At 37.5% G+C, this 16,643-nt stretch carries 14 protein-coding genes; 9 read left to right on the top strand and 5 right to left on the bottom strand.

From position 1 onward, the window contains the following. Window positions 1-66: 66 nt before the first annotated feature. Window positions 67-576, bottom strand: coding sequence for a DUF1648 domain-containing protein (locus ACOVQ4_RS13165; protein WP_421821095.1), 510 nt, complete (start codon window positions 574-576; stop codon window positions 67-69). Between the two features lie 414 nt (window positions 577-990). On the opposite strand from ACOVQ4_RS13165, the gene ACOVQ4_RS13170 reads away from it, so the two are divergent. Continuing rightward, window positions 991-1,539 carry a cob(I)yrinic acid a,c-diamide adenosyltransferase gene (locus tag ACOVQ4_RS13170; protein ID WP_421821096.1) on the top strand — a complete coding sequence of 183 codons (549 nt, stop codon included), beginning with the start codon at window positions 991-993 and terminating at the stop codon, window positions 1,537-1,539. Window positions 1,540-1,568: 29 nt separating this feature from the next. Continuing rightward, complete coding sequence (locus ACOVQ4_RS13175) at window positions 1,569-2,633, top strand: branched-chain amino acid aminotransferase (RefSeq protein WP_421821097.1); 1,065 nt, start codon at window positions 1,569-1,571, stop codon at window positions 2,631-2,633. A gap of 220 nt (window positions 2,634-2,853) precedes the next feature. Here ACOVQ4_RS13175 and ACOVQ4_RS13180 read toward each other — a convergent pair whose 3' ends face one another. Further along, window positions 2,854-3,435 (bottom strand): hypothetical protein, encoded by a 582-nt coding sequence (locus ACOVQ4_RS13180; protein WP_421821098.1) that lies wholly within the window; start codon window positions 3,433-3,435, stop codon window positions 2,854-2,856. A gap of 347 nt (window positions 3,436-3,782) precedes the next feature. On the opposite strand from ACOVQ4_RS13180, the gene ACOVQ4_RS13185 reads away from it, so the two are divergent. Continuing rightward, the gene (locus ACOVQ4_RS13185) at window positions 3,783-4,433 is read left to right on the top strand and encodes a response regulator (RefSeq protein WP_421821099.1); all 651 of its coding nucleotides are present in this window, start codon (window positions 3,783-3,785) and stop codon (window positions 4,431-4,433) included. A 219-nt stretch (window positions 4,434-4,652) separates the two neighbouring features. Continuing rightward, on the top strand, window positions 4,653-5,123 hold the full coding sequence (locus tag ACOVQ4_RS13190) for a LytR/AlgR family response regulator transcription factor (RefSeq protein ID WP_421821100.1): 471 nt from the start codon (window positions 4,653-4,655) through the stop codon (window positions 5,121-5,123). Window positions 5,124-5,445: 322 nt separating this feature from the next. On the opposite strand, the gene ACOVQ4_RS13195 is transcribed toward ACOVQ4_RS13190, so the two are convergent. Beyond that, on the bottom strand, window positions 5,446-6,828 hold the full coding sequence (locus ACOVQ4_RS13195) for a BamA/TamA family outer membrane protein (protein ID WP_421821101.1): 1,383 nt from the start codon (window positions 6,826-6,828) through the stop codon (window positions 5,446-5,448). A 129-nt stretch (window positions 6,829-6,957) separates the two neighbouring features. Here ACOVQ4_RS13195 and ACOVQ4_RS13200 point away from each other — a divergent pair, with 129 nt between their 5' ends. Further along, the gene (locus tag ACOVQ4_RS13200) at window positions 6,958-8,292 is read left to right on the top strand and encodes an MFS transporter (protein WP_421821102.1); all 1,335 of its coding nucleotides are present in this window, start codon (window positions 6,958-6,960) and stop codon (window positions 8,290-8,292) included. Window positions 8,293-8,382: 90 nt separating this feature from the next. Here the strand turns inward: ACOVQ4_RS13200 and ACOVQ4_RS13205 are convergent, their stop codons facing one another. Both ACOVQ4_RS13205 and ACOVQ4_RS13210 read right to left on the bottom strand, forming a co-directional pair. Next, window positions 8,383-10,044 carry an AMP-binding protein gene (locus ACOVQ4_RS13205; RefSeq protein WP_421821103.1) on the bottom strand — a complete coding sequence of 554 codons (1,662 nt, stop codon included), beginning with the start codon at window positions 10,042-10,044 and terminating at the stop codon, window positions 8,383-8,385. Window positions 10,045-10,402: 358 nt separating this feature from the next. Next, the gene (locus ACOVQ4_RS13210) at window positions 10,403-11,176 is read right to left on the bottom strand and encodes a biotin--[acetyl-CoA-carboxylase] ligase (protein ID WP_421821104.1); all 774 of its coding nucleotides are present in this window, start codon (window positions 11,174-11,176) and stop codon (window positions 10,403-10,405) included. A 125-nt stretch (window positions 11,177-11,301) separates the two neighbouring features. Between ACOVQ4_RS13210 and rsfS the strand changes: the two genes are divergently transcribed. The 4 genes from rsfS (at window position 11,302) to ACOVQ4_RS13230 (ending at window position 16,543) form a co-directional block, all read left to right on the top strand. Further along, window positions 11,302-11,688 (top strand): ribosome silencing factor, encoded by a 387-nt coding sequence (rsfS, locus tag ACOVQ4_RS13215; protein ID WP_421821105.1) that lies wholly within the window; start codon window positions 11,302-11,304, stop codon window positions 11,686-11,688. A gap of 211 nt (window positions 11,689-11,899) precedes the next feature. Beyond that, window positions 11,900-13,999, top strand: coding sequence for an ATP-dependent zinc metalloprotease FtsH (gene ftsH, locus ACOVQ4_RS13220; RefSeq protein WP_421821106.1), 2,100 nt, complete (start codon window positions 11,900-11,902; stop codon window positions 13,997-13,999). A 137-nt stretch (window positions 14,000-14,136) separates the two neighbouring features. Then, window positions 14,137-14,943, top strand: coding sequence for a UDP-2,3-diacylglucosamine diphosphatase (locus tag ACOVQ4_RS13225; protein WP_421821107.1), 807 nt, complete (start codon window positions 14,137-14,139; stop codon window positions 14,941-14,943). Between the two features lie 43 nt (window positions 14,944-14,986). Then, window positions 14,987-16,543 (top strand): glycoside hydrolase family 32 protein, encoded by a 1,557-nt coding sequence (locus ACOVQ4_RS13230; protein ID WP_421821108.1) that lies wholly within the window; start codon window positions 14,987-14,989, stop codon window positions 16,541-16,543. Window positions 16,544-16,643: the final 100 nt, after the last annotated feature.

The raw sequence follows: 16,643 nt of genomic DNA on the forward strand, positions 1-16,643 counted from the left end.
CCGAAAGCTCAAAACTTAAACCTTATCTTACTTATTAACTTATTTATTCTCAAGGCCAAAAGATAATTAATCTTCTATTACTGTAGGATTGGTATAAAGTAACTTAATCGGCAAATAAAGTACCCATGCTAAAGTTAATGCTACACCAACTACCAACAAATAAGTATAACTGGTATTAAAAGTACGCTCATCGTTGAGTGTTAAAATTGCACGAAGCACCAAAATCAAAAATGTATTGATAAATGCAGGCAAAAAATTAAGCCAATTGACTATTGCAGCATTCAGGTCTTTGCGATTGCTTAGCCACTTTTTGTTGGGAATCCATGAAAATGAAGAATCTGGGAGTTTGTCAATCATTTTAGCCAAAGCAATAGGCAAAATATTGACTACCATTGAGATAGCTAAAAATAGATAGAAGATTTCATCTTTTGGCAAAAATCCATCGCCTCTACCATTTGCACCAAAGTGTACAGCCGTATAGTCAGGCAAACCACGATAGGTAAACAATAAAATCAGCGCAAATGCTAGCATTGAGGCATAGCGCCAAGTTCTTGAGATAAATAATTCTATACTCATTTTTTTAGACCGTCTCTTATCTTTGGTTGGGTCATGGTTAGGTCAGATTTATGTTTTGTGAACCAATGACATGAGACAGAGCGACCAAACCCCCTTTTTTCAGACCGCAAAATTACTTCAGAAAGCTTAGGTTTTCTAATTTTGTGAAAACAATTCTCAGGGGACTTTTATCCTATGATTACTCAAATCGTTAGGATGTTTGGTAGAGTATACTTGAAATGGGGAGTTTGGAGGGTTCGTGCCAAATAAAATTTTGTTGTTATAGCAATTATTTTTTGCAATTTTATAAGCAAAAATCCTCAAAAAAAACATAGCTTTGTATTATTAAGCATTCGGGCTAATTGATTGGCTATGAATTAGCTTCGAAAAGTAAAAAATAAGGTTAGTTGTAAAACTTTGACGGTTAAGTTCTTCATGAAAATTTATACAAAAAGTGGTGACCGAGGGACAACTTCGTTGGTAGGAGGCACAAGAATTTCGAAAGCTGAATTACGCATCGAAGCCTACGGAACAGTCGACGAGTTGAATGCTTACATCGGATTATTAGGCGATTTTGAAGTAAATTTTGATAAAAAAGCCTTTTTGAAGGAAATACAAGATAGGTTATTCACGATAGGTTCGATATTGGCTTCAGAACCAGAGCAAACAAAGAAACAAATTCCAGATTTGCACGAAAGTGATATCGAAGCTTTAGAAAAGGCGATGGATGTCATGAATGAAAGCCTAGAACCTATGCGATTTTTTATTTTGCCGGGAGGCCATCAACATGTTTCATTTGGGCATGTAGCCAGAACGGTATGTCGCAGAGCCGAACGTCAGGTAGTTCGTTTAGCCGAAGAAAATGATACAGATTACTTGGTTATCCGTTACCTAAATAGGCTATCTGATTATTTATTTATACTTTGCCGTTTTATGGCCAGACAACTCGGTGTGGCAGAAGTGGCTTGGAAAGCCAGAGTTTAAACTAGAAAATAGCATAACGCAATATTACTATGACAGATACAGTGCAAATCGAAATTCATCAGATTGAGAAATCGAGAATTGATGCGGTTGATTTCGACAACCTAGTTTTTGGACGCTCGTTTGCTGACCACATGTTGGTGGTTGATTACAAAGATGGTGCTTGGCAAACGCCTCAGATTGTACCTTATGGTCCTATTTCTTATACGCCAGCAATGATGTCCCTCCATTATGGTCAAGCAATTTTTGAAGGTATGAAGGCCTACAAAAATACGGAAGGTGATATCCTCGTGTTTAGACCACATGACAACTGGGCTCGTTTGAATAAGTCTGCTGTTCGGATGTGTATGCCAGAAATTCCTGAAGATATCTTTATGGAAGGCCTTTCGGCATTGTTGAAACTAGATTCTGCATGGATTCCTGCTAAGCCTGGATGTTCGATGTATATTCGTCCTTTTATGTTTTCGACTGACGAATACGTAGGTGTAACTCCTTCGAAAACGTATAAGTTTATGATTTTCAACTGCCCAGTAGGAGCTTATTATAGCAAGCCTTTACGTGTGAAAGTTGAAACTCAATATATTCGTGCTGCTCATGGTGGTGTAGGTTTCTCTAAAAATGCAGGTAACTACGGCGGTTCCTTGTACCCAACGCAGTTGGCAGCACAGCAAGGCTATGACCAAATTATTTGGACTGATGCCGCTACACACCAATATGTAGAAGAAGCAGGAACCATGAACTTATTGTTTGTGGTCGATAACAAATTGGTTACTGCTCCTACTGGTGATACTATTTTGGATGGTGTAACTCGTAAGTCTGTCTTACAAATCGCTCGTGACTGGGGTATGGAAGTGGAAGAACGCCAATTGTCAGTTGCTGAGTTGGTAGAGGGCATCAAGGCAGGTACAGTACAAGAAGCATTTGGTGCGGGTACTGCGGCTGTGATTGCTCCAATTTCAACAATTGGCTTTGAAGGCCAGGACTACGAATTGCCTGAGCGCCCTGCAGATGCTTTCTCGAAAAGAGTTTACGAAGAAATTAACGCTATTCGTTTAGGATTGAAAGAAGATACTAGAGGTTGGGTATATAAAGTTTAGTGATTCGAAAATTATTTTTCGCCCATAACAAAAAGGAGTCCTCTGAAATGGTAGAGGACTCCTTTTTGTTTGGTAAGTTAATACGCAAAATAAAATTTAATTTTTGAGCTTACAGCTTTCGGCAAAATGTGACTTTTGTTTCTAAAAAACAATTTAATACCCTTTGCCTTGTGCCTAAAACAAAAAAGTTAGCTCTAATTCGGCACGATTACTTAATAGCTTATTGTACTTCTTTTTCGGATTTGTTGGCAAAGATAATTTTGAATCCTGGGTCTTTTTGAGTACTAACATTCTGTAGAATCAAAAATTGTTTCCCCTCTGCTAGTTGCCAAGAAGTAGCCTTTGGCTTATCAGTTCCAATACCATATTTTTTACTAAAAAAGGTTTTAAACTCTTGATATAAGCTATCCACGGTTGGCTGTTTTTCTATATAAACATCGATGGTAATTTCGCTCACTTTGTTGGCTTTGTCCTTACTGTACAGAATATCTGCAAAATTTAGGTCTGTATTATCAAAATACTCAGTGTAGCTTCGTCCATTATCAGGTTGTGTTTCGGAGGGTAAGGTAGTTTCCTTGATTCCTTCAAAATTATCTCCCAATGATACGCCCCTTGCCATTCCAGCATCTGATTTCAGGATAGACTGAAAGATAGGAGAGTAGTTACTTAAATCTGAGTTTTGCGTCCTATTAGTCGCATCAAGACTATTTATTTGAACTTGATCTTTATTTTTCTTTTCTTGACAAGCTTGTAATCCACTCAAAAGAAAAATAGAACAGCAGAGAAGTATTTGTTTTTTCACAATAAATGAATGATTGAGTAATACATTGAAGGTTAACAAATATATGCGATTAATGTACTGTAACAAAGGTAAGAAAACTTTTTGAGTGGTTTGTAAGGTTTCGATGAATAGTCTAAAAATCAAAAAATAGTAAGCGAACGTTCAAACTTTGTAATTATTTTTCAGGAAAAAAAGCAAGAATCACTTTGTATCACATGATGATGTGGCGTTTACTCATTTTGTCTTCTTCTAAGCAGTTATCTCTAGCTTTTCTTTGTATATTTATGACACTTATCACTGGTTTTATTCACCTTTGAAAGCAAAAACATCTATTACTTCTTGTAATTAATTAACAACGAAACTTAAACATGGATACAGCACCCATCAAAATAATTGTGTATGAAGATAATCCAGATCTTCGAGAGAGCCTTTCAGTACTCCTTCGAGGTTCAATGGGTTTTGAGTTAGTCGGCGCTTTTGTCAATTGTGAAAATGTAGAATCACAAGTAAATCTGTATAAGCCCGATGTGGTATTGATGGATATTGATATGCCAGTCGCAAACGGTATCAATGGTCTAAAAACAATCAAGCGTGTTGCTCCACAGGTTAACGTATTGATGTTCACGGTATTTGATGATAATGAAAATATCTTTGAGGCTATTTGCTCGGGGGCGGTTGGCTATATGTTGAAGCGTACTCCGCCAACCAAATTGCTTGAAGCTATCATCGATGCGCATCACGGAGGTGCGCCCATGACCTCGAGTATTGCCAGAAAAGTATTACAAATGTTGCCTCAGCAGCAGCCCCGGGTGGCAGATAATGTTTCTTATAAACTTACCGAAAGAGAAACTGAAATTCTTAATTTATTGGTGAAGGGAAATAGCTATAAAATGATTGCTGATAAGTGTGGAATAACCATGGACACGGTGCGTTCGCATATCAAGAAAATATACGACAAGCTACATGTACACTCCCAAACTGAAGCAGTAGCCAAAGCGATTCATGAACGAATTGTATAAAGTAGGGGAATAAGTTAATAGGGTAAAATGCTAAAAGTAGCATTTTATGTAGAGAAAATAGATTGATTTAAAGGCATTGGTGACTGATGGGGTATACGTATCACATCATGATGTGATTGACAGATACCTCAAAAAACTAGAATTTTGTATCAACAATCAGCCTAACCATGAATTAGCCCTTTTAAAAATATATTTTCCGAACGTAACTTATTAACTATCATGGTAACATCAAGAATCTCAAACTTGCCCTCTATTGCTGTATCTGTACCATCAACAGAATACAATGCCTATTCATTGGAGACACTTCGTCTACCTAAAATTTCTGAAGTTGTCAAAAGTGATAAAATCAAGGAAGGGTTTATTTCTTTGCCTGTTTGCTGCAAAAAAAGCATTTCTGTGGCTTGGAAAGACATCACTCATCTCGAAGCAACTAGCAATTATACTAAGTTTTACTTCAGTAATGGAAAAAACTTACTAGTTTCACGTACAATGAAAGATTTTTTGAGTAAATTAGATGCCGAAATGTTTGTGAGAGTTCACAAGTCATTTGCGGTTAACCTGAACTATATTGTTCAGTACGACGTGAAAGAGGATATGTACGTAGAGTTGAAAGGTGGTGCAAAGATTAGCGTATCTCGCCGTAAGAAAAAAGATTTCTTAGAAAAACGTCGTCAGTACTTTGAAAACTAATTATAGTTTAAAAATATTAGTGGTTAGGTATTTAGGAAACAAGGGCGGCTCTTGTCGCCCCATGTTTTTAAAAGTATCTAATCAAACTAAAAAATATTTAAGATAATAGGTGTAGAACTATTAATTTGCACAGGGAGATGTTTTTAACATCTCCTTTCGTCTTTTATATGGGTAGTAAGTAAGCTAAAAGTGTTTTTTAAAGAAACTATTAAAACATTTAGTTTAGGCCACAGGCTTTGGGCAAAAGTATTTTGAGGTTATAAAAACATCAAAATTGAGTAAATAAGACCCATTCTGTTTTTTTATTAAAATCCCTAATCCCCTAAAATTCTCTAGTAATATTGAAAATAAATCCAGACTTTCCTTCTTTATTAATTGCCCAGTGTAGCTTTACAACAAGATTATAGTAGGTAACGGCATCCATCCCAAATCCAGTGGAATACATGGGCTTATTGGCTAAGGCACTCAGATTGTTATAACTGTATTGGTTTTGAACATATCCCCAATCCACAAAGTAGTTTGGATAGATTTGTATTGGTATGCGGTTAAACTGCGAAGATTTTAGCCATTTTATCCTTAAAGTCTTATCCCAAATTTTTGTTCTAAGGTTGACTCTTGCCCACAGATACTTTTGCCCATCTACTACATACAATTCATAACCTCGTACCAAATCTGTCCCATAGCCCAATCCTCTTGTATTAAAAAAAGGCTGTTTATTTGGGAAGGATATTTTTGCCTCTGCCCCAATATTAATAAAAAGGTTTTTGGCAAGTGCCCAATACCGATTTGCAGTTAAAGTAAGATCTAGCTGGTTGATGTTATCAGAAGGCAATAGGCCTAGCTTGTTTAGGTATAACTCAAGTCGATAACCTCGTAAAGGAAACACAACATTGTCGCGAAAATCATAATTGAAATAATAGCTCAATTGAAGGTAGCGTTGAGTGTTCGCGTTATCCAAAAAATAGTTAGGGTTAGCTTTTCTGATCGTATCTGCAATCCAGTTTTGATTGTAGCGAAGTTCTACAATATGATTATCGTAAAAATGGTAACGTTTTTTCAGTTGAGCATAAGCAAAAACCCTTTGACGAAGGCTATTGTCAGCCTTTATAAAACTCAAAGTATCATGCAAGGTACCAAAGGCCACATTTTTGTTAGTCGAATATGAAATGCCAAATCCTAAGCCCGTTTTTTGAGCTCTATCGATGTAGGGTATTCTATAAAAAAGTTCTAATTTTTGTGTAAAGCCCACCTCTGCATTAAGAATTAACTTTTCGGCTCTTCCTCTAAAGTTAGCATGTGTCAAATTGAGTCCCCAAATCAACCTATCTAGGCGCCTACCACGACTCCACCATTCATTATAGTTGCGGTCTGCAATCTGAATGTTGGGATAGCCCAGTATATACCATTGCTCTTGCACTTTAATCAAGAGGTCTAGGTTATTGGAAAGGCTATCTTTTTGGGATTTGATTTCAACAAAATTAAATAGGCTAGTATTAAATATCTTTCTTCTATTCAGCTCAATTCTTTTCGATAAATCATTAATAGTAATGCTATCACCTTCCAGAAAATCTAATTCTCTTCTTATGATGTAGGCTTTGGTACGCTGATTTCCCTCTAAAAAAATATGGCGAACTACCAAGGTAGAGTCACGATTGGCGGGTTGTAAAAGTTGGAGGAGATTACAAAATAGTGTTATCAAAAACATGCTTGATGAAAAAACGAATCGAGAAATCGTGCGTTCTAGGTTTTTTAACTTAAATAATTAAAAAAGTTTCTTAAATAAAGCTAATTTATGCTTATTATTGTTTTCTATTTCCACAAATTAGCCATTTTTATGAAATCCTTAAAATCTTCACTTACCTTCTCACAAATCATTAATATGAATGTGGGATTTTTTGGCATACAATACAGTTTTGGTTTGCAGCAAAGTGCCGTAAATCCTATTTATGACTTTTTGGGTGCAAGTCCCGACGAAATACCCCTTTTAAATTTGGCAGGCCCAGTTACAGGTTTATTGATTCAGCCTCTCATTGGAGCCTTGAGTGATAAAACGTGGCATCCGCGTTGGGGGCGTCGTAAACCTTTCTTTTTTATCGGAGCCCTACTGTGTAGTCTCACTTTATTTATATATCCCTTCAGTAGTACGTTATGGATGGCGGCTGGCTTATTGTGGATTCTGGATGCAGGTAATAATACTGCCATGGAGCCTTATCGTGCATTTATTGCTGATGTTTTGCCCGAAGAGCAGCAAGCTACGGGTTTTTTGACACAGAGTTTTTTTACAGGATTGGGTATAACGCTTGCTAATGTTTCTTTATTTATTTTCCAAAAAAATATTACAGGGTCTTATGGTCAAATTCCTTATTGGGTATTTGGGTCGTTCTTTTTAGGTTCTTTGTGTTCTATTGGCTCGGTATTGTGGTCTATGTCAAAAACAAGTGAAATACCGCCTAGCGACGAGGAGTTAGCAAAGATAAGAGCACATAAAGGTGGGTTTTTTGAACCGATAGTTGAGATTTTGGAAGCTATCAAAGACATGCCAAAAGTAATGTGGCAACTAGCTTTGGTTTATCTATTTCAATGGTACGCATTGTTTTGTTATTGGCAAAATGCTTCGAAGAGTATTGCATTGTCGGTATGGAAAACAACTCCTAAAGATAACCCAACTTTGTATCAAGAAGCCGTTGGATGGACTGGTCTAGTAAATGGCTGGTACAACGTGGCAACATTTATGTCGGCTTTTGGATTGGTATGGCTTGCCAAGAAAACAAGTCCCAAACTAGTACATGTACTGTGCTTGGTAATGGCGGGAGTTGGCCTACTGATTTTTCCGCATATCGAAAATAAATACTTGCTATTTGCACCAATGACTGGATTTGGCATCGCCTGGGCTAGTATGATGGGTATTCCTTATTTGATGGTAGTTTCTGAGATTCCTAAAGAGCGTTATGGTGTATACATGGGTATCATTAATATGATGATAGTTATTCCTATGATTATTCAAAACCTAACATTTGGCTATATCCTTGAGCATTTTTTAGGTAATGATTCTGGCAAGGCTGTCACTTTTGCAGGTATATTTTTGCTGATTGCGGCAGGAGCTACCACGCTGATTAAATCCAAACAAATGGAGGAGGGGCAAGTGGTAACGATGAGTGCTGGACATTAATTTTAGACAACAGGTTGTTGGCTTTGGGTTTTAGAAAATGTTGAATATTGCTTTTTTTACAACCCAAAGCCTACATAATACGGCCAAAATCTATTGCTCAAATAGTATCTCTTCGGGGCTTTCAAACCACTTTTCTAACTGCCCTTGATAGTGTTTCTCTATCATATTTCTTTTGATTTTGAGTGTAGGAGTGAGCATGTTATTTTCGACAGACCATGGTTCTTTAACCACAACTAATTTTTTTAGGTGTTCATAATTTTTGAAGTGAGGATTCACTCTTTTTATCATTTCTTCAAAAATACTCCTTAATTGTTCTTGATTTGTCTTGTTTCCAATATCTGATAGTACCACAAGTGCTACAGGCTGTGGTAACCCAGTGCCAACTACACAAACTTGTTCGATGATTGGATTGACGGCCAGCATTCCCTCGATTGGAGTTGGAACAATGTATTCACCTTTTGCCGATTTGAACATATCTTTGACACGACCAATAATAGAAATATAACCCTCTTCATCAACCGAGGCCATATCTCCAGTGGCCAACCAGCCATCTTTGTACAATTCCTGGGTCATAATAGGTTCTTTGTAATAACCTACTGTATTCCAGGGTGCTTTCATCAATAATTCCTGTGTGTCTGGATCAATTTTAATACTTACTCCACTGTGGGGTTTTCCGACTGTACCTTTTTTGTATTTGAGAGGCATAACAGTGGCAACTCCCATATTTTCGGTCATTCCATAAGCCTCACGCACCTGAATGTCGAGTTTATGAAACCATTCTAGTAAACTACTTGGCATTGGTGCTGCTCCTGTAAGAATCAACTCAGCTTTTGACAAACCCAATCCTTTTTTGATTTTATTTTGAATAAGACCTTTAATAATCGGAATCTGGAGGAGTACGTCTAGTTTTGACTGTGATAGTTTTCCTAAAATCCCGAGTTGAAATTTGGTCCAGATACGAGGTACAGCCAAAAAATGAGTCGGATTAGCCGCTTGTAGATTTGATGCAAAACTTTCTAAACTTTCAGCAAAGTAGATAGTTCCTCCCGAAGCTATCCCAGCCGATTCGACTAAGGTTCGTTCGGCAATATGACAAAGAGGTAAGTACGAAAAAAATCGGTTATCAGCTCTGTCTATCAAGCCAACTTCGCGCGTGTGTTCGATGGCTGCAATGAGTCCTTGATGGGTAAGCATTACGCCTTTAGGAACCCCCGTTGTTCCTGAAGTATAGACAATAGTGCTAACATCATTGTAGGATGTTATTTCAAATCTCTCTAGTGCTTTATGTGATTGAATGATAGATTCCCAATTTTCAAATTGAGCTGGGGCACCTTCATAGTAGGTCGGAAACGAAACACAGTGGATACTAGCAGGGACACCATTTTTCATCGACTCCCATGCATCAAGTTTTCCAACAAATAGAACCTTACAATCAGAATGCACTAAAACTTGTCGGAGTTGCTCATCTGTCAAGGTTGGATAAAAAGGGACGGATATGTGACCTGCCATACTAATAGCCAGGTCTGTCATAATCCAATGAGCACAATTCTTAGAAAGGATACCTATATTACTTCGTGGAGGAAAGTTTTGGTCGAGCAACCACTGTGCAATTTTGCGAATTTGTTGCCCTGCCTCATAAAATGTAAAGTCCTTGAAGTCACCTCCCCGAGGTTGTTTCAGAAATACCTTCTCAGGCGTATTACTTTCCCAATGGCAAAAATTTTCGACCATGGTCTTAAATTGTCTTTTCATATCAAAATAGCTTTTGAGTTTAGTGGGTTAAGTAATAATGCTGAATTAGGAGTTGTGCTTTAAGCCGTAGGTTGTGCTTGCCTATTGCTTAGAGCACTCAAATCTAATTTTGTGCAATTACTAATTTGTTAACGGAGTATTTTTGCTAGAAAAATTATAGACAATTTAAGAATAAAATTGAATTTTGATTATATTTGTTTGAATTTTTTGGTGAGAGGGTAGGACAGAATACATACTAATATCTAACCCCCAATGTCATGAATAGGCAAGCTATTGTAAGAGTTCTTTTGATGAGTGTCCTTACTATGTTGTTAGGATATATATTTTTTCAGAGTTTTGCCTCATTTATACCACGGCATTAAGGGTTAATGACAAATTCAACCTCCTTAAAGTTGAAATACAGTAAATCTTCCTCTTCAGTCTCGATGGCAAGTTTGCCTGTTTGATCAATACCAATAATTTGTCCCAAAAAGAGTTCGCCATTTTTTTTGAAGTAATGCCATTCTTGATAGCGGTACATGACACTAAGATATCGCATCTTTAGCGATTCGTAATATCCTTGTTTGAGCAAAAGGTAATACTTCTCTATTTTTTCGGACAAGCCACTTAATAGCAAATCTAGGTTGTATGGTTGCAAAGTATTACTAGCTACCTTCAGCGAGGAGGCTGTAGGAACGGCAAATTGTGTTTGGTTGATATTAAGACCAATACCAATTACCGAATAGCCAATTTGATATCCTTGAAGTGTATTTTCTATTAAAATACCCCCAAGTTTTTTGTCGTAATGATAAATATCATTCGACCATTTTATGCTTAAACCTTCTGAAAGATATTGACTCAAAAACTCATGCACTCCTAACGAGACGGCAACATTGAGCTGAAATTGGTCTGAGGCTCGAAGAAATGAGGGCTTGAGAATCAATGAAAAAGTAAGATTCTGTTTTAAGGCAGCCTCCCACGTATTTCCCCTTTGTCCTCTGCCCGCAGTTTGGTGGTCGGTCACTATAATTGTACCTTCAAAAACCTCTTGCGATTGAATCATTTCAGCCGCAATGTCGTTAGTAGAATGACAAGTTGGCAGATATTTAATAATTTTGCCCGTAAATAAGGTGTTGGGTTGAATTTTGTACAAGGTTATTTTGTAATTTTAGGTTTCTAAAAATAGTAAAATAAGGGCATCGTTTGCCGTATATCAGAATTAATACTACAAATATACAAGCCCTACTCCAGAAGAGAATAACACATAAAGAATTTAGCATGGTAGATATCACAGCAGAAAAAGAAATAAGTTCAGAAGAACTTTGCAATTTAGTAGTAAAAGGAATGCAAGAAAAGAAAGCATTGGACATCGTAGTGATGGATTTGAGAGGTGTTAAAAATGCCTTTGCTGACTTCTTTGTGGTGTGTGCAGGTACTTCAGACACCCAGATTGATGCCATAGCGGATTCGGTAGATAAAGAAGTTTGGGAGGCTACTCGTACAAATCCTAAAAGTATAGAAGGTAAGTCTAATCGTGAGTGGATCTTGTTGGATTACTATGATGTAATTGTGCACGTATTCAAAAAAGATAGAAGAGAATTTTATAAACTTGAAGAACTTTGGGGAGACGCTCAATTTACCTATATCGACGACGAAGCCGCTTAGTCAGCAGTTAAAACCTCTCATAAATGTATTTTACCACTTTTCACGATTTATACTCTTCAGAAACAATCTGCTTCAAATAGACGTTGATTAGTGTAAAGTGGTAAAATTATCGGGATAATGACAATTGCCCAACCTTGTTGAATCAAGGCTACATCTTTTAGGTCATTTTCCTAAACCAGAATTATGAATTTAAAGTGTAATTAAAAAAACAATGGCAGAAAATAATAGCGGAGATAACAGACAATCAGACTTCCCAAAAAATTCTCGTCGTCCCAATGTTCCAAGCGGAGGATTTCAGGGTTGGTTAGTAGTAGCTTTAATTATTGCTTTGGTGAGTATCTACTTCCTTAGTAAAACGCGTGTATTGAAAACAATCGAGCCGCTACAATTTGAGCAAATGGTTTTGCATAAAGAAATTGCAAAACTGACCATTATCAAAAATAAAGATATGGTAGAGATAACACTCAAAAAGGAGGCTTTACCAAAATACAAAACCGAATTAGGTGATCAGCAAGGAAATGGCGTAATGGCTCAGGGGTCTGGCCCTCATTTCGAATTACCTATCAATTCTTCTTTCTCTTTCGAATCAGAACTTAATGATTTACAAAAAGATATCCCTCGAGAGCAACGTATCCATGCTACCTCTGAAGAAAGAACTGGAATTCTTGAGTTTTTGATGGGGCCAGGTTTGTTGATTTTGATGTTTGTGGGGATTTACTTTATGTTCTTCCGAATGGGAGGTGCAGGTGGTCCAGGAGGACAAATTTTCAACATCGGTCGTTCGCGTGCAACACTTTTTGACGGTGAGGCAAAAGTAAAAATTACCTTCAATGATGTGGCTGGTTTGGATGAAGCAAAAGAAGAAATACAAGAAATTGTTGAGTTCTTGAAAAATCCGAAAAAATTCACAGATTTGGGCGGTAAAATCCCTAAAGGTGCCTTGCTAGTAGGCCCTCCAGGTACAGGTAAAACATTATTGGCAAAGGCTGTAGCTGGCGAGGCAGGTGTTCCGTTTTTCTCTCTTTCAGGTTCAGACTTTGTAGAAATGTTTGTGGGGGTTGGGGCAGCTCGTGTACGTGACTTGTTTAAGCAGGCCAAAGAAAAAGCTCCTTGTATTATTTTTATCGATGAGATTGATGCTGTTGGTCGTTCTCGTGGTCGGGGTGCTATGCCTGGTGCAAACGATGAGCGTGAAAATACCCTAAACTCTCTATTGGTAGAAATGGATGGTTTTGCTACCGATTCTGGTATCATCATTATGGCCGCAACCAACCGTCCTGACGTATTAGACTCTGCTTTGCTACGCCCAGGTCGTTTTGATAGACAAATTTCGGTTGATAAGCCAGATATCGTTGGTCGTGAAGCAATCTTTAAAGTACATTTAAAGCCTCTAAAATTAGCTCCTGATGTCGATCCTCGTGAGCTTTCGGCTCAAACTCCAGGTTTTGCTGGTGCCGAAATTGCTAACGTTTGTAACGAAGCGGCCCTTATTGCTGCTCGCCGTAACAAGACTGCCGTAGATATGAAAGACTTCCAAGAGGCGATGGATCGTGTGATTGGAGGTTTGGAGAAAAAGAATAAATTGATTTCTCCTGAGGAAAAGAAAATCGTAGCGTATCACGAAGCAGGTCATGCTATTGCAGGATGGTTCTTAGAACATGCTAATCCTCTGGTAAAAGTAACTATCGTACCTCGTGGTATTGCCGCTTTGGGGTATGCCCAATATTTACCAAAAGAGCAGTTTTTATATCGTACCGAACAATTAATTGACGAGATGTGCGTAACCTTGGGTGGTCGTGCTGCGGAGGATATTATCTTTGGTAAAATATCGACAGGAGCTCAAAATGACCTAGAACGTATCACTAAGTTAGCCTACAGCATGGTGACTATCTATGGTATGAACGATAAATTAGGTAATATTTCTTACTACGATTCAAAAGGTTCGGAATATAATTTTAATAAGCCATACTCCGAAACTACCGCTCGCGAAATAGATGTAGAAGTGCGTCAGATTATTCAAGCGGCTTATCAGCGTACAGTGGATTTATTGACCGAAAAGCGTGATAAATTAGAAATTTTGGCACAGGAACTTTTGAAGAAAGAAGTCCTATTCCAAAGCGATCTTGAACGATTAGTAGGTTCTCGCCCTTTCGAACAGCTCACTACCTACCAAGAGTTTATAAAAGGTGAGGAGGAAAAAGAAAAAGCGCTGGAGCGTCAGAAAGAGCAAGAAACTCAGCAAGAGTTACCATCAGCGTCTCAAACTTCGACAGATGTTGATTCTAAAGATTCAGAAGAAACGCTTGCTTAATCATCAATACAGAAAAAGCCCTTCGCCACAGGCGAAGGGCTTTTTCTATTTATAGGCTTTCAACTTAAATCATCTTTTGTTACAATTACTTTCTTTATCTTCGCATAAATAAAACTTCGTATTTGATATTTGTACGCATGATTTCTATTCAACTTCAACCCAATAAAAAAATATATTTTGCTTCCGATTTTCACCTTGGATATCCCACACCCGAAGAGAGTCTGGCTCGCGAGAAAAAGATTGTTCGTTGGCTCGATCAAATTAGCCATGATGCGCAAGTGATTTTTTTAGTTGGAGATATATTTGATTTTTGGTTCGAGTACAACAATGCCGTTCCCAAAGGCTTTATTCGTTTACAGGGAAAACTCGCAGAGTTATCTGACAAAGGAATCGAACTAATCCTTTTTACGGGTAATCATGATATATGGATTTTTGACTACTTTACAAAAGAAATGGGAATCAAAGTATATCGCGACCCTCAACAGTATAGTATCAGTGCCAATCAGGCTGAGGGGCTAATGAAGTTGTATATTGCCCATGGAGATGGATTGGGACCAGGTGATAATGCTTACAAAGTACTTAAACGTATCTTTGAAAATAAGCTTTGCCAATGGGCTTTTAGTTGGTTACATCCTCATATTGGTATTTCTTTGGCTCATTGGTGGTCAGGAAGCCGCAAAGATCCTGAGCGTGTTAAAAGAGAGTTGGTCTTTAAGGGCAAAGATGAATGGCTATTGAATCATGCACTCGCCATAGAGCAAACTCAACATTTCGATTATTATATATTTGGTCATCGACATTTATTGCTTGATTTGGAAGTAGGCAAAACAGGAGCTAGATATATTAATCTTGGAGAGTGGTGCTATGATAGCCCTGAAACTAGCTACCATTATGCGGTTTGGGACGGTATAAATATGTACGTAGAATCAGCCTTGTCGATTTAAGTAGTTTGCTCATATCTTTATTTTATCCCATCCTAGTTTACCTATGAGACATTTATTAAAAAGGGTACTTTTGTGTGCTTTGGCTTATTTACCTATGGCTAGTTTTAGTCAAAATACTGAAGTTGAAACACCATATTTTCGACCTTTCATTCATTTTACCCCTCAAAAAAACTGGATGAATGACCCTAATGGTTTACTATTCTATAAAGGACAATATCATCTCTATTTTCAATATAATCCTTTTGGAAACAATTGGGGGCACATGAGTTGGGGACATGCAACAAGTCCTGATTTAGTAAACTGGGCCGAACATCCCGTGGCTCTTCGAGAAGACAGTACTATGATTTTTTCGGGAAGTCTTGTTTATGATACTCTTAACACATCTGGATTTGCTAATACGAAAGATGGCTGTCTGGTTGCAATTTATACGGCTCATATCGAAGGCAAAAAACAGGCCCAATATTTGGCTTATTCTACCGATGGGGGAATGAGCTTTACCAAATATGGAAATAATCCTGTGATAGATTTGGGAAAAAGGGATTTTCGTGATCCTAACGTATTTTGGCATAAGAGCAGTGCACAATGGATTATGGCTGTAGTTTTACCACTTGAATATAAAGTACTTTTTTATGGGTCAAAAAACCTGAAAGAATGGTCTTTATTGAGTGAGTTTGCTAATCAAGGCGACCTAAGAAAACCTTGGGAATGTCCTGCACTTATCGAATTGCCCTTAGAAGGCTCAAATACCTCCAAATGGGTTCTGATGCTATCATCGAATGGTTCGACCCAAGGATACACAGGAATGCAGTATTTTGTAGGAGATTTTGATGGAAAAACCTTTATAAATCTCCATGATGCTAAACAAGCTCTGTATGTAGACCATGGAAAAGATGTATATGCGGGAATTCCATACAATGGTTTGCCAAAAGAAAGAGCCACTTTAATAGCCTGGATGACAAATTTGACTTACGCAGGTCATACTCCAACTTTTCCTTGGCGTGGGCAAATGACCATACCAAGAAGGATATCATTGCGTAATACAGCAGGAGGCATTCGTTTAGTACAAAATCCATTAATTTCGTCGGAATATCTTTCTCAATTAGATGTTTTTGAGAAGGAGAATTTTAAAATCAAGAATAGCCTAGATTTAAGTGGTAATATGCTGTTTGCTAATAATGCTTATTTGATTGATGTTGAACTAGAAGTAAAATCTGCAAAAAAGGTAGGTTTTAAGATAGCCCAAGAATCAGATTCGGTAGATAATAAGAAGAATATTATGGAGACAAAAGTATATTATGATATCAGAAAGAAAGGCTTAATTTTGGATAGACACAAGTCTTCGGTAATGCTTCATTCTCAATTTCCAAGTATCGAACAGGCGAATTATGATTTGAAGAATGGAATCTTAAGATTACAAATTTTGGTAGATAAAACGTCAGTAGAGGTTTTTGCCAATGATGGTCTTACCACAATGACAGATTTGATATTTCCTTCCGAAAAAGCAAAAAGGCTTTCTATTTTTACTGAAAATGGGAAGTCATTAGTCAAAAAACTCAAAATTTGGAATTTACAGAAGTATGAGAAAAGTAAAAAGAAATAATATACAAATAAAAAAGCCCTCAAACTTTCGTAAGAGGGCTTTTTTGTGGTCCCACTAGGATTCGAACCTAGGACCCCCTGCTTGTAAGGCAGGTGCTCTG

The sequence above is a fragment of the Flectobacillus sp. genome (genome assembly GCF_049240685.1).
GTDB lineage: Bacteria > Bacteroidota > Bacteroidia > Cytophagales > Spirosomataceae > Flectobacillus.

What these genes read in the sequence shown, in the direction of transcription:
- rsfS (WP_421821105.1), top strand. Translation starts at nt 11,302, where the DNA reads ATGGTAGATATCACAGCAGAAAAAGAAATAAGTTCAGAAGAACTTTGC.
- ACOVQ4_RS13195 (WP_421821101.1), bottom strand. Translation starts at nt 6,828, where the DNA reads ATGTTTTTGATAACACTATTTTGTAATCTCCTCCAACTTTTACAACCC.
- ACOVQ4_RS13230 (WP_421821108.1), top strand. Translation starts at nt 14,987, where the DNA reads ATGAGACATTTATTAAAAAGGGTACTTTTGTGTGCTTTGGCTTATTTA.
- ftsH (WP_421821106.1), top strand. Translation starts at nt 11,900, where the DNA reads ATGGCAGAAAATAATAGCGGAGATAACAGACAATCAGACTTCCCAAAA.
- ACOVQ4_RS13175 (WP_421821097.1), top strand. Translation starts at nt 1,569, where the DNA reads ATGACAGATACAGTGCAAATCGAAATTCATCAGATTGAGAAATCGAGA.
- ACOVQ4_RS13165 (WP_421821095.1), bottom strand. Translation starts at nt 576, where the DNA reads ATGAGTATAGAATTATTTATCTCAAGAACTTGGCGCTATGCCTCAATG.
- ACOVQ4_RS13225 (WP_421821107.1), top strand. Translation starts at nt 14,137, where the DNA reads ATGATTTCTATTCAACTTCAACCCAATAAAAAAATATATTTTGCTTCC.
- ACOVQ4_RS13185 (WP_421821099.1), top strand. Translation starts at nt 3,783, where the DNA reads ATGGATACAGCACCCATCAAAATAATTGTGTATGAAGATAATCCAGAT.
- ACOVQ4_RS13205 (WP_421821103.1), bottom strand. Translation starts at nt 10,044, where the DNA reads ATGAAAAGACAATTTAAGACCATGGTCGAAAATTTTTGCCATTGGGAA.
- ACOVQ4_RS13190 (WP_421821100.1), top strand. Translation starts at nt 4,653, where the DNA reads ATGGTAACATCAAGAATCTCAAACTTGCCCTCTATTGCTGTATCTGTA.
- ACOVQ4_RS13200 (WP_421821102.1), top strand. Translation starts at nt 6,958, where the DNA reads ATGAAATCCTTAAAATCTTCACTTACCTTCTCACAAATCATTAATATG.
- ACOVQ4_RS13170 (WP_421821096.1), top strand. Translation starts at nt 991, where the DNA reads ATGAAAATTTATACAAAAAGTGGTGACCGAGGGACAACTTCGTTGGTA.